The sequence below is a fragment of the Amorphus orientalis genome, assembly GCF_030814015.1.
In the GTDB taxonomy this organism is placed as follows: Bacteria; Pseudomonadota; Alphaproteobacteria; order Rhizobiales; family Amorphaceae; genus Amorphus; species Amorphus orientalis.
Genome location: NZ_JAUSUL010000004.1, coordinates 267084 through 293526, shown reverse-complemented (window position 1 = coordinate 293526; position 26443 = coordinate 267084). Strand labels below are relative to the sequence as shown.

At 66.7% G+C, this 26443-nt stretch carries 26 protein-coding genes and 4 tRNA genes; 20 read left to right on the top strand and 10 right to left on the bottom strand.

What is annotated here, in order from left to right:
* Positions 1 to 2: 2 nt before the first annotated feature.
* The 5 genes from J2S73_RS18375 to J2S73_RS18355 all read right to left on the bottom strand — a co-directional run bounded on the left by J2S73_RS18375 (position 3) and on the right by J2S73_RS18355 (position 5106).
* Complete coding sequence (locus tag J2S73_RS18375; protein ID WP_306887113.1) at positions 3 to 1133, bottom strand: ABC transporter permease; 1131 nt, start codon at positions 1131 to 1133, stop codon at positions 3 to 5.
* Complete coding sequence (locus tag J2S73_RS18370) at positions 1130 to 2047, bottom strand: ABC transporter ATP-binding protein (RefSeq protein WP_306887112.1); 918 nt, start codon at positions 2045 to 2047, stop codon at positions 1130 to 1132. Before J2S73_RS18370 ends, J2S73_RS18375 begins: the two co-directional genes overlap by 4 nt.
* On the bottom strand, positions 2044 to 3021 hold the full coding sequence (locus J2S73_RS18365) for an HlyD family secretion protein (RefSeq protein WP_306887111.1): 978 nt from the start codon (positions 3019 to 3021) through the stop codon (positions 2044 to 2046). Before J2S73_RS18365 ends, J2S73_RS18370 begins: the two co-directional genes overlap by 4 nt.
* Positions 3018 to 3650: a TetR/AcrR family transcriptional regulator gene (locus J2S73_RS18360; RefSeq protein WP_306887110.1), complete on the bottom strand. Its 633-nt coding sequence runs from the start codon at positions 3648 to 3650 to the stop codon at positions 3018 to 3020. Before J2S73_RS18360 ends, J2S73_RS18365 begins: the two co-directional genes overlap by 4 nt.
* Positions 3651 to 3999: 349 nt before the next feature.
* Complete coding sequence (locus J2S73_RS18355; RefSeq protein WP_306887108.1) at positions 4000 to 5106, bottom strand: AI-2E family transporter; 1107 nt, start codon at positions 5104 to 5106, stop codon at positions 4000 to 4002.
* A gap of 262 nt (positions 5107 to 5368) precedes the next feature.
* Between J2S73_RS18355 and J2S73_RS18350 the strand changes: the two genes are divergently transcribed.
* From J2S73_RS18350 to J2S73_RS18330, 5 genes are all read left to right on the top strand, one after another.
* The gene (locus J2S73_RS18350; protein ID WP_306887107.1) at positions 5369 to 5578 is read left to right on the top strand and encodes a CsbD family protein; all 210 of its coding nucleotides are present in this window, start codon (positions 5369 to 5371) and stop codon (positions 5576 to 5578) included.
* Positions 5579 to 5860: 282 nt separating this feature from the next.
* A complete protein-coding gene (locus J2S73_RS18345) occupies positions 5861 to 6562 on the top strand; it encodes a transporter (protein WP_306887105.1) in 702 nt (233 codons plus the stop codon).
* Between the two features lie 127 nt (positions 6563 to 6689).
* Positions 6690 to 7874 carry a thiolase family protein gene (locus J2S73_RS18340; RefSeq protein ID WP_306887104.1) on the top strand — a complete coding sequence of 395 codons (1185 nt, stop codon included), beginning with the start codon at positions 6690 to 6692 and terminating at the stop codon, positions 7872 to 7874.
* On the top strand, positions 7871 to 9130 hold the full coding sequence (locus J2S73_RS18335) for an SDR family oxidoreductase (protein WP_306887103.1): 1260 nt from the start codon (positions 7871 to 7873) through the stop codon (positions 9128 to 9130). The genes J2S73_RS18340 and J2S73_RS18335 overlap by 4 nt, the downstream gene beginning before the upstream one ends.
* A complete protein-coding gene (locus tag J2S73_RS18330; RefSeq protein WP_306887102.1) occupies positions 9127 to 9933 on the top strand; it encodes a cyclase family protein in 807 nt (268 codons plus the stop codon). Before J2S73_RS18335 ends, J2S73_RS18330 begins: the two co-directional genes overlap by 4 nt.
* 35 nt (positions 9934 to 9968) lie before the next feature.
* Here the strand turns inward: J2S73_RS18330 and J2S73_RS18325 are convergent, their stop codons facing one another.
* Positions 9969 to 10679 carry an FCD domain-containing protein gene (locus J2S73_RS18325; RefSeq protein ID WP_306887101.1) on the bottom strand — a complete coding sequence of 237 codons (711 nt, stop codon included), beginning with the start codon at positions 10677 to 10679 and terminating at the stop codon, positions 9969 to 9971.
* Between the two features lie 210 nt (positions 10680 to 10889).
* Between J2S73_RS18325 and J2S73_RS18320 the strand changes: the two genes are divergently transcribed.
* From J2S73_RS18320 to J2S73_RS18310, 3 genes are all read left to right on the top strand, one after another.
* Positions 10890 to 12014: a cupin domain-containing protein gene (locus J2S73_RS18320; RefSeq protein ID WP_306887100.1), complete on the top strand. Its 1125-nt coding sequence runs from the start codon at positions 10890 to 10892 to the stop codon at positions 12012 to 12014.
* A gap of 117 nt (positions 12015 to 12131) precedes the next feature.
* Entirely contained in the window at positions 12132 to 13043 is a 912-nt protein-coding gene (locus J2S73_RS18315; RefSeq protein WP_306887099.1) for a fumarylacetoacetate hydrolase family protein, read from the top strand.
* 4 nt (positions 13044 to 13047) lie between these two features.
* Positions 13048 to 13710, top strand: coding sequence for a flavin reductase family protein (locus J2S73_RS18310; protein WP_306887098.1), 663 nt, complete (start codon positions 13048 to 13050; stop codon positions 13708 to 13710).
* A 41-nt stretch (positions 13711 to 13751) separates the two neighbouring features.
* Here J2S73_RS18310 and J2S73_RS18305 read toward each other — a convergent pair.
* Together J2S73_RS18305 and J2S73_RS18300 are read right to left on the bottom strand one after the other, a co-directional pair.
* A tRNA-Thr gene (locus J2S73_RS18305) sits at positions 13752 to 13827 on the bottom strand.
* A 98-nt stretch (positions 13828 to 13925) separates the two neighbouring features.
* Complete coding sequence (locus J2S73_RS18300; RefSeq protein WP_306887097.1) at positions 13926 to 14693, bottom strand: TrmH family RNA methyltransferase; 768 nt, start codon at positions 14691 to 14693, stop codon at positions 13926 to 13928.
* A gap of 363 nt (positions 14694 to 15056) precedes the next feature.
* Between J2S73_RS18300 and J2S73_RS18295 the strand changes: the two genes are divergently transcribed.
* A tRNA-Tyr gene (locus tag J2S73_RS18295) sits at positions 15057 to 15141 on the top strand.
* 70 nt (positions 15142 to 15211) lie between these two features.
* Here J2S73_RS18295 and J2S73_RS18290 read toward each other — a convergent pair.
* Complete coding sequence (locus tag J2S73_RS18290; RefSeq protein ID WP_306887096.1) at positions 15212 to 15559, bottom strand: VOC family protein; 348 nt, start codon at positions 15557 to 15559, stop codon at positions 15212 to 15214.
* Between the two features lie 156 nt (positions 15560 to 15715).
* Here J2S73_RS18290 and J2S73_RS18285 point away from each other — a divergent pair.
* Positions 15716 to 15789 (top strand) — tRNA-Gly (locus J2S73_RS18285).
* A gap of 130 nt (positions 15790 to 15919) precedes the next feature.
* On the top strand, positions 15920 to 17095 hold the full coding sequence (tuf, locus tag J2S73_RS18280; protein ID WP_306887079.1) for an elongation factor Tu: 1176 nt from the start codon (positions 15920 to 15922) through the stop codon (positions 17093 to 17095).
* Here tuf and J2S73_RS18275 read toward each other — a convergent pair.
* Positions 17085 to 17291 carry a hypothetical protein gene (locus tag J2S73_RS18275; RefSeq protein WP_306887095.1) on the bottom strand — a complete coding sequence of 69 codons (207 nt, stop codon included), beginning with the start codon at positions 17289 to 17291 and terminating at the stop codon, positions 17085 to 17087. The genes tuf and J2S73_RS18275 overlap by 11 nt on opposite strands.
* A gap of 52 nt (positions 17292 to 17343) precedes the next feature.
* Here J2S73_RS18275 and J2S73_RS18270 point away from each other — a divergent pair, with 52 nt between their 5' ends.
* The 9 genes from J2S73_RS18270 to rpoB all read left to right on the top strand — a co-directional run bounded on the left by J2S73_RS18270 (position 17344) and on the right by rpoB (position 26430).
* A complete protein-coding gene (locus tag J2S73_RS18270) occupies positions 17344 to 17877 on the top strand; it encodes a hypothetical protein (RefSeq protein WP_306887094.1) in 534 nt (177 codons plus the stop codon).
* Between the two features lie 172 nt (positions 17878 to 18049).
* A tRNA-Trp gene (locus J2S73_RS18265) sits at positions 18050 to 18125 on the top strand.
* A 283-nt stretch (positions 18126 to 18408) separates the two neighbouring features.
* Positions 18409 to 18606, top strand: coding sequence for a preprotein translocase subunit SecE (secE, locus tag J2S73_RS18260; protein ID WP_306887093.1), 198 nt, complete (start codon positions 18409 to 18411; stop codon positions 18604 to 18606).
* Positions 18607 to 18755: 149 nt separating this feature from the next.
* The gene (gene nusG, locus J2S73_RS18255; RefSeq protein WP_306887091.1) at positions 18756 to 19286 is read left to right on the top strand and encodes a transcription termination/antitermination protein NusG; all 531 of its coding nucleotides are present in this window, start codon (positions 18756 to 18758) and stop codon (positions 19284 to 19286) included.
* Positions 19287 to 19522: 236 nt separating this feature from the next.
* Positions 19523 to 19951 carry a 50S ribosomal protein L11 gene (gene rplK, locus J2S73_RS18250; protein ID WP_306887090.1) on the top strand — a complete coding sequence of 143 codons (429 nt, stop codon included), beginning with the start codon at positions 19523 to 19525 and terminating at the stop codon, positions 19949 to 19951.
* Positions 19952 to 19956: 5 nt separating this feature from the next.
* Complete coding sequence (gene rplA / locus J2S73_RS18245; protein WP_306887088.1) at positions 19957 to 20655, top strand: 50S ribosomal protein L1; 699 nt, start codon at positions 19957 to 19959, stop codon at positions 20653 to 20655.
* Positions 20656 to 21011: 356 nt separating this feature from the next.
* A complete protein-coding gene (rplJ, locus tag J2S73_RS18240) occupies positions 21012 to 21530 on the top strand; it encodes a 50S ribosomal protein L10 (protein WP_306887087.1) in 519 nt (172 codons plus the stop codon).
* Between the two features lie 60 nt (positions 21531 to 21590).
* The gene (gene rplL, locus J2S73_RS18235) at positions 21591 to 21974 is read left to right on the top strand and encodes a 50S ribosomal protein L7/L12 (RefSeq protein WP_306887086.1); all 384 of its coding nucleotides are present in this window, start codon (positions 21591 to 21593) and stop codon (positions 21972 to 21974) included.
* Between the two features lie 319 nt (positions 21975 to 22293).
* A complete protein-coding gene (gene rpoB / locus J2S73_RS18230; RefSeq protein ID WP_306887085.1) occupies positions 22294 to 26430 on the top strand; it encodes a DNA-directed RNA polymerase subunit beta in 4137 nt (1378 codons plus the stop codon).
* Positions 26431 to 26443: the final 13 nt, after the last annotated feature.

Genomic DNA, 26443 nt, shown 5'->3' with positions numbered 1-26443 from the left:
GGCTAGTCCAGCGTGGTGCGGTAGCGGGACATGGCGATGCTCGCGACGACGGCTACGAAGATCACGAGCGCCAGCAGGCTCGGCATCAGTTCGGAAAAGCCGATTCCCTTCAGGAGCGCGCCCCTGACCACGCGCAGGAAATGGGTGACCGGGATCGCCGTGCCGAGCACCTGGGCCCATTCCGGCATGCCGCGAAACGGAAACATGAAGCCGGACAGAAGGATCGACGGCAGAAGATAGAACACGGACATCTGCATGGCCTGGAGCTGGCTTCTGGCCAGGGTGGAGAACAGGAAGCCCAGCGAGAGGCTGCCGACGATGAAGAGGCCGACCCCGAGGGCGAGCGCACCGTATCCGCCGGTGATCGGGACGCCGAAGAGCAGCCGGGCGAGGGTCAGGATGAGGGCTGTCTGGATCAGCCCGATGCCGACATAGGGCGCGAGCTTGCCGGCCATCACCTCCAGCGGCTGGACGGGGGTCGCCAGCAGCGTCTCCATCGTGCCGCGCTCGCGTTCGCGGGTGAGGGAGAGGGCCGTCATCATCACCAGCGTCATCGACAGCACGATGCCGAGAAGGCCGGGCACGATGTTGTAGGCGGTGATGTTCTCCGGGTTGTAGCGGCGGTGGACGACGATCTCGAAAGGCGGTCCGCCGGCGTCTGCGGCCGCAAGCGGGCCGGCCAGATCCCGGGCGAGCGCCTGCATCTCGACGCCGGAGAGTGCCCCGAGCGCACCGCCGACGGCCGTCGGATCGGAGGCGTCGGCCTCAACGACGATCTGCGCGTCGTCGCGGCGCACGACACGCCGGCTGAAATCGGGGGGTATGGTCACGGCGAACTGGGCGCGGCCGGTCTCGATCGCCTGGTCCGCTTCTGCAGGCGAGCGCGCTTCCTCCACGAACGCGAAGTAACCGGTGTTCTCGATCGCGCTCAGGACCGAGCGGGACAGGACGCTGCGGTCGGCATCGAGCACCACCGCCGGCAGGTCGCGCGGATCCGTGTTGATGGCGTAGCCGAACAGCAGGAGCTGCACGATCGGAACCGCGAGGATCATGGCGTAGGTGAGCCGGTCCCGGGAGAGCTGGATGAACTCCTTCGCGGTGACGGCCAGCACCCGTGTCGCGGGCCGGATCATTGGAAATTGTCCTCGGAGCGGTCCATCAGATGGATGAACACGTCCTCGATGGTCGGCCGGCTCTCGCTCCAGCGGTAGGGGTCGCGGCGGTAGGGTGCGATCGCCGCCTCCAGCGCCTCCCGGTCCTCGCCGCTGACATGGACGATCGAGCCGAACGGGGCGGCTGTCGCCACGCCCGGCTTGTCGAGAAGCTCGTGGGCCAGCCGGTCCGCGCCGGGGCCTTCGCCGCGGAAGGTGATCAGGTTCGCCGCATCGACGAGCTCGTCGACCGTACCCCGGGCGATGAGTTCGCCGTACGCGATGTAGGCGATGTCGTGGCAGCGCTCGGCTTCGTCCATGTAGTGGGTGGAGACCATGACCGTCAGTCCGTCGGCGGCCAGCCGGTGGATTTCGTCCCAGAAATCCCGGCGAGCCTTGGGGTCGACGCCGGCGGTCGGCTCGTCCAGCAGAAGAAGCCGCGGTTCGTGCAGCACGGCGGCTGCGAGGGCGAGGCGCTGCTTCCATCCGCCGGAGAGGGTGCCGGACAGCTGGCGGCGGCGGGTTTCCAGGCCGAGCTTCTCCAGCGCCTCGGTCACGCGCCGCCTGCGGTCGCTCATGCCGTAGATCCGGGCGATAAAGGAGAGGTTCTCCTCGATGGTGAGATCTTCGTACAGGGAGAATTTCTGGGTCATGTACCCGGTCTGCAGCTTGATGGCGCCGGCCTGGGTGAGAATGTCGAGGCCGAGACAGGTCCCGCTGCCGCTGTCGGGAGTCAGAAGCCCGCACAGGAGGCGCATGGTGGTGGTCTTGCCGGATCCGTTCGGTCCCAGGAAGCCGGTGACGTGTCCTTCCTCGACGGCAATCGACACGTCCTTGACGACGCGCTTGCCCCCAAAACTCTTGTTGAGGCCGTGGACGTCGATCGCGACGCTCATCGGCTGTCCCCGATCGGTGTCACGTCGACCGGCAGGCCCGGCGCGAGGGTTCCGGGATCGTCCGGCTTCGCCTCGACCAGGAAGACGAGCTTCTGCCGGCTCGAGCGGCTGTAGATGACCGGCGGCGTGAACTCCGCGCGCGGGCTGACATAGCTGATCTCGGCCTGCCGTGGCGGTCCGCAGCCATCGCAGGAGAACGTCACGGGCTCGCCGGGGCGATAGCGGGCCACCTCGGCCTCCGGCACGAAGAACCGGATCCGGACGCGCTCGTCGGGGAGGAGCGAGAGGACCGGCCGGCCGGCCGGAACCCATTCGCCGGGTCTGAAGAAGACGTCCTCGACCCGGGCGGCAACCGGGGCTGCGGGATTGAGTTCGGCGAGCTGGACCTGGATTTCGGCAATGGCGGCTTCGGCCGCGTCCAATTCCGCCCTGGCGGCGCGGATCCGGTCCTCCCGCTCGCCGAGACGCGCCGCTTCCAGGTTTTTCTGCGCCTGCTTGCGATGGGCAACGGCCGTGTCGTAGGCGGCCTGGGCGTTGTCGAGGGCGGCCTGCGGCGAGACGTTGCGGGCGACCAGGGGCCTGGTGCGCGCCAGTTCCGCCTTCGCCTGGGTCATCTGGGCCTCGGCGGCCTCGCGCTCCGCCTCGATGATGGCGAGTTCGACAGGACGGCGTCCCTTTCTGGTATCGGCGAGGCGGGCGGCGGCCGCATTCCGGTTGGCCTCGGCCTGGCGCAGGCGGGCCTGGAGACGGTCGGGGTCGACCGCGAACAGCGGGTCCGCTTCACCGACGCGATCGCCCTGCGAGACGGAGAGCCGGGCGAGAGGTCCGGCCTCTGGAGCGGCGAAGTAGAGCGGGTCGCCCTCGACGTAGCCCGTCAGGACCGGAGCCTCCGGTGCGCCGAGCCGCTGCCACGCGTAGAACCCGCCGCCGACGGCGAGAGCAACAACAAGCACGAGAACCGGCGCGCGTTTCATGGCGCGTCTCCGGCGACAAGAAGGCCCTCGGAGAGCGCTGCCACGTGCTGGTCGATGAGGCGGTCGAAATCGATGGTGTCCGCCCCGATGGGGACGAACGTTTCGGTCCACAGGGCGCCGAGCATGATCGGCCCGGCGATCTGGAAGGCATAGAGCCAGGGATCGCCGGCCCTGACCTCGCCCCGTTTCTGGGCGGCCTCGACCTCTCCGGCGAGGAAGCCGAGCATCGGGCGCACGACCTGATCGTGCCAGTGGCGCGCGAGGTCCGGAAAGGTGCGGCTTTCCGCGATGACGATCTTGGCGATCGGGGCGATCCGGCCCTGGCCGATGGCGGCCAGCGTGCCGCGGAAGAAGGTCCGCACGAAGTCGGGAAAGGGGCGCGTCGTCTCGCCGGAACCGCGGGCCCGGCCGAGGTCCGGGACGATCGCCTGGGTGACCACAGCCGCGAACAGATCCTCCTTGGTCTCGAAATAGAGATAGAGGGCGCCCTTCGAGACGCCGGCGCGGCGCGCGATCTCGTCGAGCCTGGCGGCGGCAAACCCCTTTTCGCCGAACACCAGAAGGGCGGCTTCCAGGATCTCGCCGGGACGGGCGTCCTTGCGGCGGCGGAATTTGGGGGCGTCCGGCATTGCGTATCCTTAATAACTGACTGGTCAGTAATTAAGGATATAGCTAAGGGCGCGGCCGGAGTTTGTCCAGAGACAGTTCTGAGAAAGAGCCAGCCTTATCGGATCAGATGACAGAAGCCTGGGCGCGTCGTCCGGTGGAGCCGTCTTCCACAGTCAGGGAAGGCGCGATCAACGGGCTGCGCCAACGCCGAAAGCGACCACAGGAGCGCTCGGGCCGGCATCGGACCGGACCGTTCGGCCTCGGATGGTGGGCAGTGGGCGGCATCGGCCAGCCCATGCAGTGTGCAGCGGCGATCGGGGTCGGGTGGTCCCAGACCGCACCGCCGCCGAACCGGCGAGACAGCGGTGGTCAGTGAGCTCCGGCGCGGAGCGCCAGATGGTTGAGCACGATCCGGCCGATGATGAGCAGCGGGACAGCGAGGAAGGCGCCGAGGATCCCCCACAGCCAGAGCCACAGGACGAGGGACAGGAACACGATCAGCGGCGTCATGGTGAACCGGCGGCCGAGGATGGTCGGCGTTATGAACTGCCCCTCCATCATGTTCAGTCCGATGAATACCAGCGGCGGCACGATCGCGGCCGACAGGCCGTCGAAGGTGATGGCGGCCACGCCGAGGAGAATGACGGCCATCGCGGCCGGGCCGATATAGAGCGCGAAGTTGAGGACGGCCGCCATCGCTCCCCAGAGGTGGGGGGAGGGCATGCCGAGCACCCACATGGCGAGGCCGACGGCGACACCGAAGCCGGCGTTGATGGCCGTGATCGTGAGCACGTAGTGGGAGAGGGAGCGCTCGATGTCACGAAGCATCCGCGCCGCCGCGCGCCGGCGGCGGAACCGCACGAAGCTCGCCAGCGCCTGGCGGCGGAACTCGATGCGGCCGGCAAGAAAGAAATAGAGCGTGGCAAGAAAGATGAGCACGTGGGCGCTGATGTCCGGCGCCGACGACACCATCGCGGTGATGATGCCGGGCGACTGGACGGCGACCTGCATGGTGCCGTCCTGGCCGGGATTGGTCGCGTCCTGAACCTGCTTTTCGACCTCCTTGAGCCGTTCCAGCGGGCCGCGGACCTCCTGCCACTCGCTTTCCAGTTCGGCGCTGATTTCGGGAATGCGGCTCGACCAGGTCTCGATCGGGACCGCCATGGCAACGATGGCGCCGGCGGCAGTCGCGACGATCGCCAGCGTGATCATCGCACTGGAAAGGGCCGGCGGAATCCCGCGCCGATGCATCCAGTCGACGATCGGGGCGACCGTCAGCCCGACCAGCAGGCCCGCCACCGTCGGGGCAAGCACGTCGCGCCCGAGATGCAGCACCGCCGCCAGGGCGATGACGAATAGGCCGACGACCGCCACGTTGGCGGCGTTGGTCCAGGGTCGCCGGACGCCACCACCTTCGGCTTCCTCACCCTGGGTCAGCGCGGCAATGGTGAGGTTTCCGTGGTCGTGGTCCGACATTTCTTATCCTTCTTGGCGGCCGGGCCGACCCGGTGATGGGCAAGGCTGAGTTGCGCCACGGGGGCCAACTGCCGCGCGCTTTTCCGCCGCCGCCACACATGAATGCTCGGCAGCCAAAACCGTTCCCGTTTCAAGTTTCGAGCCGATCTGAATAAGTCGGCGATCGCGTTTTAACTTTGTTAAGCCAAGGAACCAAGCAGGCCACTGGCAAGTTGTCGATTCCGAAGACCGATAGGGGTCTGAAATCAGTGTGGTGACGACAATGTTGACACAGATCCAAGACAACTGGCGCCAGATGAAAGGTGCCGCCCAAGAACGCTGGTTTCGACTGACCGACGACGATCTCGACCATATCGACGGACGAGCGGACGTGCTGGCCAGACGCATCGAGGCCCGCTACGGAGTGAGTGCCGCCGAGGCGAACCGGCAGATCAACCAGTGGTTCGAACGGATCGCGGGCGTGTCCGCCTGACACGGCGCCCGTGAGCCGCAGCCAGCAACACCGGTCTCGGCAGATCCAGACCAGCCGGGACCGGCAGATCCGCCGTCCGAAGTCAATATTCGGCCCCGCGTCGATTTCCTCTCTTCTTCCTCCTGAAGATCTTATCGTTCCAGACATGATCGGCCACCCGCCACCCGCGTCGCCATCGGCTGCCGGGTTCTATTCGCGCGCATTCGCGCCGTCCTCATAGATTCCTTGTTCCAAAGCAGGCACTCTTGACGACGGTCCCTTTCGGGGCGGCCGGGGGGAGCCATGTCTGCGACGCTATCAGCTCTGGGTTTCGCGATGGTGCCGGTCGGCGCGGCCCTGATCGGCGCGCTGATCGCGCTCATGCGGCCACCCGGGCCGCTCGTTACCAGCGGGGTCCAGCATTTCGCGGCGGGCGTGGTCTTCGCCGCCGCCGCCGGTGAGATCCTGCCCGACATTCTGGAGGCCGGCGGGATCGTCCCCACCCTCATCGGGGGTCTGCTGGGCATCGGCGCGATGCTGCTGGTCGGCCGTCTCGAGCAGCGCAGCGAAGGCACCGCCGGCCTGCTCGCGACGGTGGGCGTGGACCTCTTCATCGACGGGCTGGTCCTGGGCATCGCGTTCGCGGCGGGCGCTGCCGCCGGTATCCTGCTCACCGTCGCGCTCACCCTCGAGGTCCTGTTTCTGGCGGTCTCCACGGCGCTCGGACTCGGGGAGAAAGTCGCCTCGAAGGGCAGGGCCGTCGTACTGACGGTGGCCGTGGTGCTGCTTCTGCCGGTCGGCGTGCTCGTCGCCTCGCCGGTCGCGCTCGCCCCGGAGGCGGTGAAGACCGCCCTGTTCAGTTTCGGGCTGATCGCCCTTCTCTATCTCGTGACGGAAGAACTGCTGGTGGAAGCCCATGAGGAGGTGGAGGACAGGCCGTGGATCACGGCCCTGTTCTTTCTCGGCTTCCTGAGCCTTCTTCTGATTCAGGAAATGCTCGGCTAACCATTCACGCGACAAGAGACTTCCCACCGGGCGCAGCTGTCCGCAAATGTGGGCCGGCCGACGGTCGCGACGACGAAGTCCGGCGGTGGGCTGTCACCACGCATCGATCCGCACAGGCCCGGAAACCTTGGCAAATTCAATTCCCCATCGGACAGGCTATGACGGCGTCGTACTTGCGGCGCCGACGAGCGTGCCCTATCAGCGCTATTCCAAGGAAACCGCCCACTGGTGGATCGCACGGGCCCTCAAAGCCTGTCTGTCGTCGGCCGGCCTCTCGACCCGAGATTTGGACGGCTTCTGCGTCTCAAGTTTCTCGCTCGGTCCCGACACCGCCGTCGGACTGACCCAGCATCTCGGCCTGACGCCGCGTTGGCTGGACCATATCCCGATGGGCGGGGCGGCCGGCATCGTCGCGCTGCGCCGGGCGGCGCGCGCCGTTCAGGCGGGTGACGCGCGGGTGGTGGCCTGCGTGGCGGGCGACACCAACCACGTCGACAGCTTCCGCCGGATGCTGGCGGGTTTCAGCCGGTTCGCCCAGGACGCGTCCTATCCGTACGGCGCCGGCGGTCCGAACGCGAGCTTCGCGCTTCTGACCGATTACTACATGAACGCCTATGGGGCGACGCGGGAGGATTTCGGCCGGATCTGCGTCGCCCAGCGGGACAACGCGCTGCGCAATCCCGATGCCGTGATGAAGAAGAAGCTGACGATGGAGCAGTATCTCGGCGCCCGGATGATCTCCGACCCGATTGCGCTGTTCGACTGCGTGATGCCGGTTGCCGGATCGGAGGCCTTGCTGGTGATGCGGGAGGAGGATGCGGCCGCCGCCGGTCTGCCGTACGCGCACCTGCGCTCCACCATCGAACGCCACAACGCCTTTCCCGAGGATCCGGTGCAGCACCGGGGCGGCTGGGCGCTCGACATCGACGAGCTTTACGGCATGGCGGGCGTCGGTCCCGACGAGATCGATCTTCTGCAGACCTACGACGACTATCCGGTGATCTCGATGATGCAGTTCGAGGACCTCGGCTTCTGCGCCAAGGGCGAAGCCCCCGAGTTCGTCCGCTCCCGGGACCTCACGATCGACGGCGATTTCCCGCACAACACGTCGGGAGGGCAGCTCTCGGCCGGCCAGGCGGGCGCGGCCGGCGGCTATATCGGACTCGTGGAGGCGCTGCGCCAGGTGACGGGCACGGCCGGGCCGACCCAGGTTCCCGCCGCCCGCACGGCAATGGTGTCGGGCTTCGGGATGATCAATTACGATCGCGGCGTTTGCTCCGGCGCGGCCATCATTTCGGGAGGCCCGGCATGACGCCCCCCCTCGCTCCGCCGCCGAAGAAGGACCCGCAACGGCGCACGCGCCAGCCGACCGCGCCCACGGCCGCCCGCAGCCGTGCAGCCCTCGGCCTTGCCGCCGCGGCGGCGGAAGGCCGGTTCATGCTTCAGGTGTGCGGCGAGTGCGGGGCCGTCCAGTATCCGCCGCGTGACGCCTGCGCGCGCTGCCTGTCGGTCGACCTGCCCTGGCGCGACGTCGCTCCGGAGGGGCGGATGATCGCCGAGACGACGGTGCGCATCAGTTCCGGCGTGTATTTCCGCGAGCGATCGCCCTGGCGGGTGGGCGTGGTGCAACTCGACGCCGGGCCGACAGTGATCTGCCACGTCCATGGCGACGTCGAGCGCGGCGGGCCGGTGCAGCTTGCCATCAAGCTCGACAAGTCCGGACAGGGCGTGCTCTTCGCCCTGCCGCCCGATCCCACCCCGGACATGGCCGACGACCCGGAGCTGCGCGAGATGACCTGCGACCCCAAACACCGCCGCGTGCTGATCGCCGACGGCCGCAACGAAAACGCGGCTGCGCTCGCCCGGGCACTCAAGGAGGCCGGCGCCTCGATGATCTTCGTGGGCGAGGCGGAGAGCTGGCGGCCGAACCCGAACCGCGAGGCCCTGGCCGCGATCGAGGGCGTCGAGATTCTGCCGCTCGACGTGACCGACACCCGGTCGGTGCAGAGCCTTGCCGGTGAAATCGGGGGAAAGACGGACATTCTCGTCAACAATGCCCGCTTCGTGCGGCCGGGCGGCATCTTCGAGCGCGGCGACACGACCTTCGCCCGCGAGGAGCTGGAGGTGAACGTGCTCGGCATGATGCGGCTGGCGCAGGCGTTCGGTCCGGCGATGCGCGGTCGCAGTGCGGACGGTGTCAACTCCGCGGTCGCGTGGGTGAACATCCTGTCGGTCTACGCCCATTCCAACTGGCCGGCCTATGGCGCCTTTTCCGCCGCGAGCGCCGGAGCGCTCTCGCTGTCGCAGTGTTTGCGCGCGGAGATGCAGGCGGGCGGGATCCGGGTGATGAACGTCCATACCGGTCCGACCGACGATGAATGGCACCAGCCTCTGCCGCCGCCCAAGGTGGCGCCGGCCGCGCTGGCGAAGGCGGTGGTCGCGGGTCTGCGCGACGGGCTGGAGGACGTGGTCGTCGGCGACGTCGCGGAGGACGTGATCGACCGCTGGCGGGCCGGCCCGAAGATCTTGGAGAAGGAACTGGCCGCAAGCGGGGGCGACGGCCAATGAGCGGACCGGCGAAGACGGACGCGGCGGGGCTGCTCGGCGAACTGGCGCTGGCGCTGGCGACCGGCTCGGTGGAGGTCGTGGACCTGACCCATGCGCTCGATCCGGATTTTCCGGTGATCGTGCTGCCGCCGGAGTTCGGCCAGTGCGCGCGCTTCCGGATGGAGGAAATCTCCGCCTATGACGGGCGCGGGCCGGCGTGGAAATGGCACAACTTCACGTGCGGCGAGCACACCGGAACCCATTTCGACGCCCCGTCCCACTGGATCTCCGGGCGCGATCAGCCGAACGGTGCGGTGGACGAGATCCCGGCCGAGCGCTTCGTCGGGCCGGTCTGCGTCATCGACTGTTCGGAGGGCGTGCGCGGCAACGACGATTTCGAGCTGACCCCGGAGGTGATCACCGCCTGGGAAGCGGACCACGGGCGCATTCCGGAGGAAAGCTGGGTCTTGATGCGGACCGACTGGTCGAAGCGCGCGCCGGAGGACTATCTCAACATGCGCGAGGACGGGGCCCATTCGCCGGGGCCGACGCCTGAAGCGGTCCGGCTTCTGGTCAACGAGCGGAAGATCCGTGGGTTCGGCACCGAGACCGTGGGCACGGATGCCGGTCAGGGGATGCACTACACGCCACCCAATCCCGCGCACTATTATCTCCACGGCGCCGGCCGGTACGGGCTGCAATGCCTGAAGGATCTCGACCGGTTGCCGCCGACGGGCGCGATCCTCGTGGCCGCTCCGCTCAAGATCAGGAACGGCACCGGCAGTCCGTTGCGGGTGCTGGCGCTGGTGCCCGGAGCCGGCTGAGGCCGATTGGCGGTCTGCCCTGCTGGAATGCGGGTTCAGCCGTCGGCGTCGACCAGTGTCGGCCGCGAGGCCATCACCGCTTCGATGAAGTGGCCCGTCGTCGTGTAGTGCTCACAAAGCAGCGCGGCGGCCTCGGCTTCGTTGCGCGACAGGGCGGCGTCCTTCAGCGCTTCATGTTCCTCCACGACGCTCCGCCGGGACAGATCCGTGCGCAGGCTCGCGCGCCGGTAGCGCTCCGACTGGACGAACAGAAGGTCGGAGAGGTGGAGAAGGGTGGGGGAGTTCGAGCCGTCCAGAAGCGCGCGGTGAAAGGCGAAGTGACGCTCCTCGAAAACCCGGCGTTCCGGCGGCGAGGCCGCGCCCGGATCGGCGCATTTCGACAGCGAATGGAACGCGGCCACGACCCGCGCTTCCCAGGCATCGTCCCCGTTGCGGATGGCCAGCCGGAACGCCTCGCTCTCCACCAGGACGCGGGTGCGCAGGATGTCCCACATCTCTTCCAGCGAGATCCGCGAGACGCGGAAGCCGCGCAGGCTGGTCTGGGTCACGAGCCGGTCGGCCGCAAGCCGGGTGAGGGCCTCGCGGATGGGGGAGAAGGAATAGCCGTATCGGTCCTTGAGCGCCTCCAGGCGCATCGGCTGATCGGGCTGGAAGACGCCGTCCAGGATGTCGGCGCGAATCGCCTCGTAGGCCCTGTCCGCCAGGCTGCCCTCGGGCTTTCCGGATGTCCGGTCCGCGATGGTCATGGTGCTGCTCGGCCGCTCTTCCAATGTCCGGGCCCGGCTGCCTGAAGGCGGTCCGGGAAACATCCGGAGCTTTTCCCATCGCGACATTTTCCGCAAGACTAGGATTTTATAAAAAATTGACGCCGACCCGTTTGGTTGACTAGTCTTGAGCCGTACCCAGATGGGTTGGAGAGCTGGGCGGAGATCTCCGGTGTCCAGGGAGAAGGCGTTATGAGCAAGACCTACGACGACTATCGCGAGGACGTGGCCGGACGGGCGAACGTCGAGGATACCCCGGAGCTAGTCGCCTACTACGAGGAGCTGGCGGAGGCCGACGCCGCGGCGCTGTGGACCGTGGCCAACAAGATCGAACCGTGGCAGCCGGTATCCTCGTCGGTGCCGATCCTCTGGCGCTATTCGGACCTGCGCGAGAAGGTTCTGAAGTCGCTCGACCTGGTCTCGCCGGAGAAGGCCGGACGGCGGGTGATCTATCTCAACAATCCGGGCCGGACCGACGTGGCGGCGGCCGTGGGCTGGCTCTATTCGGGGCTGCAGGTGATGCGGCCGGGCGAGCGCGCCTCCGCCCACATCCATGCCGCCTCGGCCCTGCGCTTCATCATCGAGGGGCGCGGCGCCTACACCATCGTCGACGGCCACAAGATGACGCTGGGCGCGAACGATTTCGTGCTGACGCCGAACGGCACGTGGCACGAGCACGCCATCGCCGAGGACGGGACCGAGTGCATCTGGCAGGACGGTCTCGACATTCCGCTGACCAACGCGCTGGAGGCCAACTTCTACGCGGTCCACGAGGACCTGCATCAGGCTGTCGGCTACCCGGTCAACGATTCCACCGCACGCTGGGCCGCACCCGGCATGCTGCCGGCGGGCGAGACCTGGAAGAACGGCTATTCGCCGCTGTTCAAGTACGAATGGGAGCCGACCTACGAGGCGCTGACCCGGCACGCCCAGGCGTCCGAAGGCTCGCCCTATGACGGCATCCTGATGAACTACGTCAATCCGTCGAACGGCGGTCACGTCATGCAGACGATCGGGGCCAGCATGCAGCTCCTGCGCCCGGGCGAACGCACCAAGGCGCACCGGCACACAGGGTCGTTCCTGTATCACTGCGCCAAGGGCGAGGGCTATTCGATCATCAACGGCAAGCGGTTCGAATGGAAGGAGCACGACATCTTCTGCGTGCCGTCCTGGGCCTGGCACGAACACGGCAACCTGTCGGAGAGCGACGACGCCTGCCTGTTCTGCTTCAACGACATGCCGGTGATGGAGAAGCTCGGCTTCTGGCGCGAAGAAGCCTTCGGCGACAACGGCGGTCAGCAGCCCGTCCTGGCCTGAGCCGGACGGCCTCTGGCAAGAAGCGTCCGGCGCGCCGCGCCGGGCGTCATGCCCCGTTCGTCTCCGCAACCCTACAATTCACCAGACTTCCTTTCTGCTCGATCAAAGAAGGCCGCAATGAAGCTCGTTACCTATCGCCGTACCGTTGAAGACGAAGCCCGGCTCGGAGCCCTCGCCGAGGGGGTCGTGCTGGACGTGGAGCGCCTCGGCTACGGCGTCGGTCTGGAACTGCCGAACCGGATGCTCGACTTCATCGCGGCCGGGCCGGCGGCCTGGGAGGCGGTTCGCCGCCTGATCGAGGAGGGGCTGGTAGGCTGGGCGATCGACGCGGTCATTCCGGCCGCCAACGTCACCCTGCTCGCGCCGATCCCGCGCCCGACCAAGAACGTCTTCGGCATCGGCCTCAACTATGTGGAGCACGTGGAGGAATCCGCGCGCTCGCTGGACACCTCCATCGACCTTCCGAAGGAACCGGTGATCTTCTCCAAGCCGCCGACGGCGGTGATCGGCCCGAACGATCCGATCCGCCACAACGCGGCCCTGACCCAGCAGCTCGACTGGGAGGTCGAGCTGGCGGCGATCATCGGGACCACGGCCCGTAGCGTGTCGAAGGAAAACGCCCTCGACCACGTGTTCGGCTATTCGGTGATGGTGGACGTGTCGGCCCGCGACTGCCGCCGGGCCGGGCAGTGGATCGTGTCCAAGGGGCAGGACACGTTCGCGCCCTTCGGGCCGGTCATCGTGACGGCGGACGAGATCGGCGATCCGCAGAACCTGGATCTGTGGCTGACCATCAACGGCGAAGAGAAGCAGCGCTCCAACACGAAGCATATGCTGTTCAAGGTCGACCATCTGGTGTCGGACATTTCCTCGTGCATGACGCTGGAGCCGGGCGACATCATCGCCACCGGGACGCCGTCGGGCGTCGGAGCCGGCCGCGATCCCCAGGAGTTCATGTGGCCCGGAGACGTGCTGGAGTGTGGCGTCGAGAAGATCGGCACGCTGCGCCACCCGGTGGTGAAGGCGTAGCACCGTGGCCGAGGACGGGGCGCCGGGCTTCCGGCATTTCGATTTCACCGCAATGTCGGCGGACGAGTGCTACCGGCTGCTCGCCTCGTCCGTGGTGCCGCGTCCGATCGCCTGGGTCGTCTCCCGGGACAAGGACGGCCTGGTGAACGCCGCGCCCTATTCCTTCTTCAACTGCTTCGGCGGCGACCCGCCGGTGATCGCGCTGGGCATCCTTCCCCAGCCCGACCGGCCGAAGGACACGGCACGCAACATTCTGGATTCCGGGGACTTTGTGGTGAACCTCGTCACCGAGGACGTCGCGGAAGCCATGAACCTCACCTGCATCGATGCGCCTGCGGACGTCAGCGAGCTGGATCTCGCCGGGCTGGAGACGGCCCCGTGCGAGAAGGTCGGACCGCCGCGCATCGTCGCCTCGCCGGTCGCGCTGGAATGCCGGCTCGCCCATCATATCTGGACCGGCCCGAAGCAGCTTCTGATCGTCGGTCACGTCGTCGCAGCCCACTATCGCCGCGACATCATCGACGACGGCGACCGTCCGCGCATCGATACGGCGGCCATGGGGATGGTCGGCCGCATGCACGGACGCGGATCCTATGCCCGCACCACGGACCTCTTCGAGATGGAGCGTCCGCGCTGGAGCGAATACAAGGCGGCGCGGAAGGATTGAGGGCCGCCGGGACGTCCGACGGCATGGACGCGGCGCGCGACTGGTGCCGGCAGAGGGACTTGAACCCCCGACCTACCGCTTACAAGGCGGTTGCTCTACCAGCTGAGCTATACCGGCAATCGACGGGCTCGTAGCACAGGGCGCGCCCGATTGCACGCGTCCGGCTCGTCCGTTTGTCCCGGGATCCGGGTCGGTCCAGGCGACGCGGACAAGGCCTATTCGTCCGACAGCAGGCGCCGTCCGGCGTAGAGCGCCAGCACGCAGGCGTTGGAAACGTTGAGCGACTTGATGGGGCCGGGCATGTCGAGCCGGGCCACGTGGTCGCAGGCGGCCTTCACGCCCGGCCGGACGCCCTTGCCTTCGGCCCCCAGGACGAGGGCAAGCCGGTCGCAGGCAGGCGCGGATTCCAGCGGTTCGGCACCGTCCGAATCAAGCGCGATGCGGGCGAACCCATGCTCCCCGAGCGTATCCAGCGCACGGGCCAGATTGACCACCGTCAGGACGCGGATCAGGTCCAGTGCGCCGGAGGCCGCCTTCGCCATCACGCCGCTCTCCGTCGGGCTGTGCCGGGTCGTGGTGATCACAGCCTCGGCGCCGAGCGCGGTCGCGGAGCGCAGGATCGCCCCGACATTGTGCGGATCGGTGATCTGGTCCAGCAGCACCACGAGGCGCGCATCGCCCAGATCCTGCAGGTCGCCGGGCGGCAGCGGCATGGCGCGGAGCGCCACCCCTTGGTGAACCGCGTCGGCGCCGACCAGCTTCGAAATCGCCCTGGGATCGAGGACCTCCGCCTCGTCGATCGTGCGCCCCACCTCTTCTTCGAGCCGGGCGAGGGCGTTGCGGGTCACCACGAGCCGGTGCCGCTCCCGGTCCGGATTGGCCAGCGCGGCCGCGACCGTGTGGAAGCCGTAGAGCCAGACCGGGCCCATGTCCTCCGGAGACGGTCGGCTGGAGCGGGCTTTCGGATGGGGCGGTTTGGCCATGGCTCTGCGGACCTGAGGAAGAGCGCGACCGGATAGGGTCGCTCGGATGGGAATCGGGTGGAGCACCGGTCCGGTACGTCTGCCGGCGCCGTTCGTCTCATGACCTAACCCCGGCCGGCCGCGCAGGGAAGGGGAAGGCATGACGGCGACCAGGATCGAAGCCACCGAACATGGCCCATTGGCCGGCAAATATGGAAATCCGGACGGGTCGCGGCCCGGCGTGGGTGGCGATCGGGGGCGTCCTCCACAAGAGAGGTGGGACTGCGCTGCACACCGCCCGTTGACAGGCCGAAGTCGGATCGCCATAACACCGCCCTCGACGAACTGAGCCCTGCCGCCGGTTCCGGCGGTACTTATCTCCGTGGAGGGGTGCCCGAGTGGTTAAAGGGGGCGGACTGTAAATCCGCTGGCTCAGCCTACGTTGGTTCGAATCCAACCCCCTCCACCATCCTTCCCCTTGCGTTTATTCCGCTGACAGTCACGGTTCCCGTCTTCCGGGGAAGGTCGAGGTCGTCAGACTACCGCTCGCTCCACACCGCCAGCTCGTTGCCGGCCGGGTCGGTGAAATGGAAGCGCCGGCCGCCCGGAAACACGAAGATCGGCCGGACGATCGTGCCCCCGGCGCTCTCCACCTCCGCAAGCGTTGCTTCCAGATCCTCTGAATAGATAACCGGAAGCGGCTTCGGCTCCGCCTGGTCCGGATTGCCGTCGAAGCCTCCGTCGAGGCCCTCGCTGAACGCCGAATAGGATGGTCCGTAGTCGGTGAAGGTCCACGCGAAGGCGCCGGCGTAAAACACCTTCACCGCGTCGATGGTCCCGTTGCTGGCGGGAAGTTCGAGATAGTCCAGTTTTCCGGTCGTGCGCATCACAGCCTCCATGTTCTTATTTTGTTCTAATCCGGCCGTTGCAAAGCGGCAAGCGGTTCGGCGCGTGTGCACACTTTCGCGACCGGAGCGGGCACGGAAACGCGTCGGACCGATTGTCTTTCGGCATCAGATTCGCTATCTGCCCCCTCGGAACGGGCGGGTGTAGCTCAATGGTAGAGCAGCAGCCTTCCAAGCTGACGACGAGGGTTCGATTCCCTTCACCCGCTCCAATTCCTTCCCGCAGCCGGGGCGGTTGCCTGGTGAGTAGGGACTTGACGGGATCAGACGTTCGGGCCAAGCCGTTCGCCACCAAATTCGCTCTTCCACGCAACTCCAGAATGACAAGCAAGGACATCGCCGATGGCGAAGGAGAAGTTTTCTCGCACGAAGCCGCACGTGAACATCGGGACGATCGGCCACGTCGACCACGGCAAGACGACGCTGACGGCGGCGATCACCAAGTATTTCGGTGACTTCAAGGCGTACGATCAAATCGACGCGGCGCCGGAAGAGAAGGCGCGCGGCATCACGATCTCGACCGCTCACGTCGAGTACGAGACCGACGCGCGGCACTACGCCCACGTCGACTGCCCGGGCCACGCCGACTACGTGAAGAACATGATCACGGGCGCGGCGCAGATGGACGGCGCGATCCTGGTGGTTTCGGCCGCCGACGGCCCGATGCCGCAGACCCGCGAGCACATCCTGCTCGCGCGCCAGGTCGGCGTTCCGGCGCTGGTGGTGTTCATGAACAAGTGCGACCAGGTCGACGACGAGGAGCTGCTCGAGCTCGTCGAGATGGAAGTGCGCGAGCTGCTGTCGTCCTACGAGTTCCCGGGCGACGACATTCCGATCGTGAAGGGGTCGGCGCTGGTGGCGCTGGACGCGGGCGATCAGAAGCTGGGCGAGGGCGCGATCCGCGAGCTGATGGCTGCGGTGGACGAGTACATCCCGACGCCGGAGCGTCCGATTGACGGTGCGTTCCTGATGCCGATCGAGGACGTGTTCTCGATCTCCGGCCGCGGCACGGTGGTGACGGGTCGCGTCGAGCGCGGCGTCGTGAAGGTTGGCGAGGAAGTCGAGATCGTCGGCATCCGCGACACCAAGAAGACGACGGTGACGGGCGTGGAGATGTTCCGCAAGCTGCTCGATCAGGGCGAGGCGGGCGACAACATCGGTGCGCTGCTGCGCGGCGTGGGCCGCGAGGACGTGGAGCGCGGCCAGGTTCTGTGCAAGCCGGGGTCGGTGACGCCGCACACGAAGTTCAAGGCCGAGGCGTACATCCTGACGAAGGAAGAAGGCGGCCGTCACACGCCGTTCTTCACCAACTACCGTCCCCAGTTCTACTTCCGCACGACGGACGTGACGGGTGTGGTGGAGCTGCCGGAAGGCACGGAGATGGTGATGCCGGGCGACAACGTCGCGATCACGGTGTCGCTGATCGTGCCGATCGCCATGGAAGACGGCCTGCGCTTCGCCATCCGCGAAGGCGGCCGCACGGTCGGCGCCGGCGTCGTCGCCTCGATCATCGAGTAATTCCGCTGCCGGCCTGCCGGCAGACAGGAGAATGATGAAACGCCGGGTCGCATTGCGATCCGGCGTTTTGTTTTTCCGCCTTGCCCCGCCGGGGAGCAGAGGCGATCCTCTGAACACGTTTCAGCTCGTATGGAACCATCCGAGCGATAGGAAACGGCTTCGGATTCAAGAATTTGAGCATGTCCTTGTCGTTCAAGGCGCGTCCGTTTGAACGGGACAGGCTCCAGGGCGTATGAGGGGGAGGTGCCATGCAGTGGGTGATCGGAGCCCTGGAGGGGACGCCGTGGTGGGTCTGGGCCCTCCTGGCCTACATGATCTTCGTCGGCATCAAGAGTTCGAAGACCAACGTGGTGCCGCTGACGAAGCTGTTCATTCTTCCCGTGGTGATCATCGCCATCGAGTTCGAGGCCCTCGTCCGGCTGGTGAACGATGAGGTCGGGCGGGCGCTGCTCTGGCTCATCTCCATGGCTGCGGGCATCGCAATCGGATGGCTCTCCGTCCGGCGGCTGAGCATCCGGGCGGACAAGAGCCGTGGCCTGATCGAGCTGCCGGGCACGTGGACCACGATGGTGGCGCTGATGCTCATCTTCGCGGTGAAATATTTCTTCGGCTTCATGGATGCCGCCTCGCCCGGCGTGATGGCGGAGCCCGGGTGGGTGGTCGCCCAGCTGGTGATCACCGGCGTGCTGGCCGGCTGGCTGGTCGGCCGCTCCGGCTGCATGTACTGGAAGTACCGGAGCGAGCCGCACAACGAACTGGCGGAGGCATCCGCTCAGGGCTGAGGACGGGGCGCGGCCCGTGCCCAGTCCGGCCGAGAGTGCCGTCCTGCGGCGCCGGCGACACGGCCGGTGGACGGATTGCCGAGAGGTCAAGGAAATCGTTGCGCTCGGCGCATTGAACGACTAAGTCTCCCGTCTGCTTCGACCCGGTGACCGGTGCGGTATCGGGCCGTATAGGGGTGTAGCTCAGCTGGTAGAGCGGCGGTCTCCAAAACCGCAGGCCGGGGGTTCGAGTCCCTCCGCCCCTGCCAATTGGCGGAAGGCCGTGTACCGCCGGGCCGGTCGATGCGAACGCGGCGATCTGTTCTGCAGGTGCCGAAGAATCAATCACGTGCAATTGGGCGCGCGATCTGCTACGGTCTTCCCATCTGATGCGTGCGACTCGGGTCGGCGCAGGCCTCGCGGCTCACCGGCTTGTGTGAACGCGGGGTGACGAAGCCCTTGTGTTTCGAAGTTCGGGGCGCTAAATAGGGTCAGACGGGAAGGCGCGCGGCAGAGCCAGCGCGCCTTAATGTTCTTGTCAAGGCCCGGCTCATGGCGAAAACCAACCCCCTGCAATTCCTCCAGCAAGTCCGCTCGGAGGTTGCGAAAGTAACATGGCCCACGCGCCGTGAGACCGTGATCACCACCATCATGGTGTTCATCATGGTGGCGCTGGCAGCCGTGTTTTTTCTCGTGGTGGATCAGCTCTTGAGCTGGGGCGTCGGGTTCATACTGGGCATCGGGCGCTGAGCGCCGGGTGCGCTTGAAGGGGCGGCGCGCCGGCTCGAGACGGCGCGGCAGATATTGAGGTGGAGCGCGGTCGGGTTTGATGGCCCGTGCGCTCCGGAGGCGGTTTCGGTTCGGGTCGTGCCGGCACCGCGAGACTGGATTGGTGAACGATGGCGAAGCGTTGGTACATCGTCCACGCCTATTCGAATTTCGAAAAGAAGGTTGCCGAGGCGATCCGGGAAAAGGCGCAGGCGACCGGGCTGGACGATCACTTCGACGAAATTCTCGTCCCCACGGAAAAGGTGGTGGAGGTGCGTCGCGGTCGCCGCGTGGACGCCGAGCGGAAGTTCTTCCCGGGCTACGTGCTGGTGAAGTGCGAACTCAGCGATCAGGTCTACCATCTGATCAAGAACACGCCGAAGGTCACCGGGTTCCTGGGCGCTGATCAGCGACCGGTCCCGATCTCCGATGCCGAGGCGGAGCGCATCCTGCACCAGGTGTCGGAGGGCGTGGAGCGGCCGAAGCCGTCGATCACCTTCGAGGTGGGCGAGCAGGTGCGGGTCGCGGACGGTCCGTTCGCCTCCTTCAACGGACTGGTGGAAGAGGTCGACGACGAGCGGGCCCGGGTGAAGGTCGCGGTGTCGATCTTCGGACGGCCCACCCCGGTCGAGCTCGAATACGGGCAGGTCGAGAAGCTTTGAGATGCATGCGCCGCGCGGGCGATGGCTCGCGGGGCGCGTCTTGCGTTGTGACGGAATTGGCGCGCGGGGCCGGTCATCGGGGTCTCGGCGCGCCGCAGGAACGAAGAAGGTCCACCGGGCCGGCTTCGAAAATGGGTGGGAGGCGAGGGTGTCGGTTTCGCCGCCGGCAGCGTCCGCCGCACCACCCGACCGGAAAGGTCGGACGCGTCCGGCCAGTTGCATTCGGAGAAGAGTGAATGGCGAAGAAGATTGAAGGCTACATCAAGCTTCAGGTGCCGGCGGGGTCTGCCACGCCGTCGCCGCCGATCGGCCCCGCGCTCGGTCAGCGCGGCCTGAACATCATGATGTTCTGCAAGGAGTTCAACGCGCGCACCCAGGAGCTGGAAAAGTCCGCTCCGTGCCCGACGGTGATCACCTATTTCACCGACAAGTCCTTCACGTTCGAGGTGAAGTCCCCGCCGGTGGCGCACTTCCTGAAGAAGGCCGCGAAGATCTCGTCCGGCTCCAAGACCCCCGGCAAGGCCGGCGCAGGGTCGGTGACCCGCGACCAGGTGCGCGAGATCGCCGAGGCGAAGATGAAGGATCTCAACGCGCTCGACGTGGACGGCGCGATGAAGATGGTCGAAGGCTCCGCCCGTTCGATGGGCCTCGAGGTGAAGGGGTAACCGTCATGGCAAAGGTCGCAAAACGTATCCGCGCCGGCCGCGAGGGCATCGACGTCACCACCCTCTACAGCCTCGACGATGCGCTGAAGATGGTGAAGGAGCGGGCCACGGCGAAGTTCGACGAGACCGTCGAGTTCGCGATCAATCTGGGTGTCGACCCGCGCCACGCCGACCAGATGGTCCGCGGCGTCTGCGTGCTGCCGAACGGAACCGGCAAGTCGGTCCGCGTGGCGGTGTTCGCGCGCGGCGACAAGGCGGAAGAGGCCCAGGCCGCCGGTGCCGACATCGTCGGCGCGGAGGACCTGGTGGAGCAGATCCAATCGGGCACCATCGATTTCGATCGCTGCATCGCCACCCCGGACATGATGCCGCTCGTCGGCCGCCTCGGTAAGGTGCTCGGCCCGCGCGGCCTGATGCCGAACCCCAAGGTCGGCACGGTGACCCAGGACCTCGCCAACGCGGTCAAGGACGCCAAGGGCGGCGCCGTGGAGTTCCGCGTGGAGAAGGCCGGTATCGTGCAGGGCGGAATCGGCAAGGCCTCGTTCGACGAGGCCGCTCTGGCCGCCAACATCAAGGCGTTCGCCGACGCCGTGATCAAGGCGAAGCCGGCCGGCGCCAAGGGTGCCTACATCAAGAAGATGGCGCTGTCCTCGACCATGGGTCCGGGCGTGCGCATCGATCCCTCGTCGGTCCTGCAGGGCTGACGACAAAGAGCTTCCCGGCCGGGTTTCCGGCCGGGCAGACCGGTTGCGTGTCGCTTGCGGCGCCGGCCGGTGACGACCTGTCCGAGACTGCAGGTGCCGGTTCGCCGGCTTAAGCCAGATGGGCCTGCATAGACGGGAACGAGCCAGGACAACCGGCCTTCGGGCCGGCTTGGGTCGAACCGTTATGCCTTAGCCCGCGGATGCGCGGACGAGGGGACAGGAACCCGAAGTGTCGTGCGCGGCGCTCGAAGGGATGTCCGGCCACCGGCCGGCGCCTGTCTCAATCGAGCGCTCCGTTCGGCGAAAGGCAACCGGCGGCTGGACGAACGGGTCTGGTCGCCAACCGGAGATGGCAAGTGGAAAGAGCGGAGAAGCACGAGTTCGTGGGCTCGCTCAACACGGTGTTCACAAACACCGGTGTTGTCGTGGTCGCGCACTATTCGGGCCTCTCGGTGGCTCAGATGACGGCCCTGCGCGCGCAGGTCCGTGAGGCGGGTGGCTCCGTAAAGGTGGCCAAGAACCGTCTGGCCAAGCTTGCCCTTCGTGGCACGGAGCTGGAGCACATCTCCGAGCTGTTCCAGGGGCCGACCGTGATCGTCTACTCCGACGATCCCGTGGCGGCGCCTAAGGCAGCTGTGGAGTTCGCCAAGAAGAACGAGAAGCTCGTTCTGCTCGGCGGTGCGCTCGGCTCCACGAACCTCGATGCCGAGGGTGTGAAGGCGCTTGCCTCCATGCCGTCGCTCGACGAGCTCAGGGGCAAGCTTGTGGGTCTGCTGCAGACCCCGGCGACCCGTGTGGCTCAGGTTCTCAACGCGCCGGCCGGGCAGCTCGCCCGGGTGTTCGCGGCGTATGCCGAGAAGGACGAGGCCGCCTGAGGCGACCGAGATCTCGAAAAAGATACCATCAGCGGTTCGAACCGGAAGGACTATTGAACTATGGCCGATATGGACAAGCTTGTTGAAGAACTGTCGTCGCTTACCGTGATGGAAGCGGCTGAGCTGTCGAAGCGCCTCGAGGAAGCCTGGGGCGTTTCCGCGGCGGCCCCTGTCGCGGTTGCGGCTGCCGGCGGCGCGGCCGGCGGCGGCGAAGCCGCTGCTGCCGAGGAGCAGACCGAATTTGACGTGATCCTCGCCTCTGCCGGCGACAAGAAGATCAACGTCATTAAGGAAGTCCGCACCATCACCGGCCTGGGCCTCAAGGAGGCCAAGGACCTGGTCGAGGGCGCTCCGAAGCCGCTCAAGGAAGGCGCTTCCAAGGAAGAGGCCGAGGAAATCAAGAAGAAGCTCGAGGAAGTCGGCGCCAAGATCGAGCTTAAGTAAGCTCGTTCCCGACATCTCCCGGCCGGCCACGCGCCTGCCGGGCGAGCGTGACTGACACCGATCTCGGACCGGCTCCGCACGCGCGGATCCGGCCCGGGATCGAAGCTGTTTCGGAGCGGTTCTTTTGCGGCACTGGCGCCGCCGAACGCACGGTTCCGGTCTATCGAATGCGAGATCCGGCCATGTCGGCCGGGAAAATGTGAAACGAGAGCTTCATCCCGGCGCCGATCGCCTCGGATGGACATGTCGGCGAAAGCCGGCCTCAGACGTGATGCCGCCGACGTTGACGTCAGCATCGGCAGCGATACGAGGAGCGACAATGACGCAGGCGTTCAACGGTCGCAAGCGGGTCCGCAAGTTCTTCGGGTCGATCCGCGAAGTTGTGGACATGCCGAACCTCATCGAGGTTCAGAAGGCGTCCTACGACCAGTTCCTGATGATGGAAAGCGCCGAAGACGAGCGGCCCAACGAGGGCCTGCAGGCCGTCTTCAAGTCCGTCTTTCCGATCTCGGACTTTTCCGGAGGTGCGCTCCTCGAGTTCGTCGACTACGAGTTCGAGCAGCCCAAATACGACGTCGACGAGTGCCGTCAGCGCGGCATGACCTTCGCGGCTCCGCTGAAGGTGAAGCTGCGGCTGATCGTGTTCGACGTGGACGAGGACACCGGCGCCAAGTCCGTGAAGGACATCAAGGAGCAGGACGTCTACATGGGCGACATGCCGCTCATGACGATGAACGGCACCTTCATCGTCAACGGCACCGAGCGCGTGATCGTCTCCCAGATGCACCGCTCGCCGGGCGTGTTCTTCGACCACGACAAGGGCAAGACGCACTCGTCCGGCAAGCTGCTGTTCGCCGCCCGCATCATTCCGTATCGCGGCTCCTGGCTCGACATCGAATTCGACGCCAAGGACATCGTGCATGCGCGCATCGACCGGCGCCGGAAGATCCCGGTGACGTCGCTGCTGCTCGCGCTCGGCCTGAGCGGCGAGGAGATCCTCAACACGTTCTACAATCAGGTCGTCTACACCCGGAAGGGCGACGAGTGGCGGATGCCGTTCGACGCCAACCGGATGCGCGGCATGAAGGCAAACGCGGACATGGTCGACGCGGACTCCGGCGAGGTCCTGCTGGAGGAAGGCCGCAAGCTCACGGCCCGTACCGCCCGCCAGCTCGCGGAAAAGGGTGTCACCGCGCTCAAGGTCACCAGCGACCAGCTGACCGGTCACTATCTGGCTGAAGACCTGGTCAACCCTTCGACCGGCGAGATCTATGCCGAGGCCGGTGACGAGATCACGCCGAAGGTGCTCGAGGGTCTGCTCGACGCGGGCTTCGACGAGATCCCGCTGCTCGACATCGACCACGTCACCACCGGCGCCTACATCCGCAACACCCTGGCCGCCGACAAGAACGAGACGCGCGAAGAGGCGCTGTTCGACATCTACCGGGTGATGCGCCCGGGCGAGCCGCCGACGATCGAGACGGCCGAGGCGATGTTCCAGTCGCTGTTCTTCGATCCGGAGCGCTACGACCTCTCCGCGGTCGGCCGCGTGAAGATGAACATGCGTCTCGACCTTGAGGCCGAGGACACGGTGCGCGTGCTGCGGCGCGAGGACATCCTCGCCGTGATCCGCACCCTGCTCGACCTGCGGGACGGCCGCGGCGAGATCGACGACATCGACAATCTCGGCAACCGCCGGGTGCGTTCGGTCGGCGAGCTCATGGAGAACCAGTACCGCGTCGGCCTGCTGCGCATGGAGCGCGCGATCAAGGAGCGCATGTCGTCGGTCGAGATTGACACCGTCATGCCGCAGGACCTGATCAACGCGAAGCCGGCGGCTGCCGCCGTGCGCGAGTTCTTCGGCTCCTCGCAGCTGTCGCAGTTCATGGACCAGACCAACCCGCTGTCGGAAGTGACCCACAAGCGGCGCCTGTCGGCCCTCGGCCCGGGCGGTCTGACCCGCGAGCGCGCCGGCTTCGAGGTTCGCGACGTGCATCCGACCCACTACGGCCGGATCTGTCCGATCGAGACGCCGGAAGGGCCGAACATCGGCCTGATCAACTCGCTCGCCACCTTCGCCCGCGTGAACAAGTACGGCTTCATCGAGAGCCCGTACCGCAAGGTGCACGAGGGCAAGGTCAGCGACGAGGTGGTCTATCTCTCTGCGATGGAAGAGGCGAAGTACTATGTCGCCCAGGCCAACGCGCCGATCGAGGAGGACGGCACCTTCACCGAAGAGCTGACGGTCTGCCGTCACGCCGGCGAGAACGTCATGGTCTCCGCCGACCGCGTCGACTACATGGACGTGTCGCCGAAGCAGCTCGTTTCGGTCGCCTCGGCGCTGATCCCGTTCCTCGAGAACGACGACGCCAACCGCGCGCTGATGGGTTCGAACATGATGCGTCAGGCCGTGCCGCTGGTGCGCGCCGAAGCGCCGTTCGTCGGTACCGGCATGGAATCGGTGGTGGCCCGGGATTCCGGCGCCGCGATCTCAGCCCGCCGTGCCGGCGTGGTCGATCAGGTGGACGCCACCCGTATCGTCATCCGCGCGACGGCGGAGCTGGATCCGACCAAGTCGGGCGTGGACATCTACCGCCTGATGAAGTTCCAGCGCTCGAACCAGAACACGTCGATCAACCAGCGGCCGCTGGTGCGCGTCGGCGACATCGTCGCCAAGGGCGACATCATCGCCGACGGTCCGTCGACTGATCTCGGCGACCTGGCGCTCGGCCGGAACGTGCTCGTCGCGTTCATGCCGTGGAACGGCTACAACTTCGAGGACTCCATCCTGCTCTCCGAGCGGATCGTGTCGGACGACGTCTTCACCTCGATCCACATCGAGGAATTCGAGGTGATGGCCCGTGACACCAAGCTCGGGCCGGAGGAGATCACGCGCGACATCCCGAACGTGTCGGAAGAGGCGCTGAAGAACCTCGACGAAGCCGGCATCACCTATATCGGCGCGGAAGTGAAGGCGGGTGACATCCTCGTCGGCAAGATCACGCCGAAGGGCGAAAGCCCGATGACGCCGGAAGAGAAGCTGCTTCGGGCGATCTTCGGCGAAAAGGCCTCCGACGTCCGCGACACCTCGCTTCGGGTGCCGCCGGGCGTGACCGGTACGATCGTCGAAGTCCGCGTGTTCAACCGCCACGGCGTCGAGAAGGACGAGCGCGCCATGGCGATCGAGCGCGAGGAGATCGAGCGTCTCGCCAAGGACCGCGACGACGAGCAGGCGATCCTCGACCGCAACGTCTACGGCCGTCTGGCCGAGGTGCTCGAGGGCAAGGACGCCACGGCCGGTCCGAAGGGCTTCCGCAAGGGCGACCAGATCACCCGCGAGAAGCTCGACGACTATCCGCGCAGCCAGTGGTGGCAGTTCGCCGTCGGCGACGATGCAGTGATGACCGAGATCGAGGCGCTTCAGACCCAGTACGAGGAGAGCCGCAAGCGCCTCGAGGGCCGCTTCATCGACAAGGTCGAGAAGCTGCAGCGCGGTGACGAGCTGCCGCCGGGCGTCATGAAGATGGTCAAGGTCTTCGTGGCCGTGAAGCGCAAGATCCAGCCGGGCGACAAGATGGCCGGCCGTCACGGCAACAAGGGCGTCGTGTCGAAGATCGTGCCGTGCGAGGACATGCCGTTCCTCGAGGACGGCACCCATGTCGACATCGTGCTCAATCCGCTGGGCGTGCCAAGCCGCATGAACGTCGGTCAGATCCTGGAGACCCATCTCGGCTGGGCCTGTGCGGGCATGGGCCGGCGCATCGGCGAACTGCTGCGCGAGGCCCAGGCGGCCGGCAGCACCGAGCAGCTGAAGACCACCCTGGTCGACGTGTTCGACGGCGGCACCAACGAGCCGATCGCCGACTACGACGACGAGTCGGTGATGCGGCTGGGCCGTCAGCTCTCCACCGGCGTGCCGATCGCGACGCCCGTCTTCGACGGTGCCCGCGAGCCGGACATCGTGGAGATGCTGGAGAAGGCGGGTCTGCACTCGTCGGGCCAGTCGGTGCTTTATGACGGGCGCACGGGCGAGCAGTTCGACCGTGAGGTGACGGTGGGCTATATCTACATGCTCAAGCTTCACCATCTGGTGGACGACAAGATCCACGCCCGGTCGATCGGCCCGTACTCGCTGGTCACCCAGCAGCCGCTGGGCGGCAAGGCGCAGTTCGGCGGACAGCGCTTCGGCGAGATGGAGGTCTGGGCGCTCGAGGCTTACGGCGCCGCCTACACCCTGCAGGAGATGCTGACGGTGAAGTCGGACGACGTGGCCGGCCGGACCAAGGTCTACGAGGCGATCGTGCGCGGCGACGACGCGTTCGAATCCGGCATTCCGGAGAGCTTCAACGTGCTCGTGAAGGAAATGCGCTCGCTCAGCCTCAACGTCGAGCTGGTCGACGGCGAGCGCAAGCTCGGTGCGCCGAACGATACGGACAAGGCGGACGCCGCCGAATAGGCGTCCCCGAACC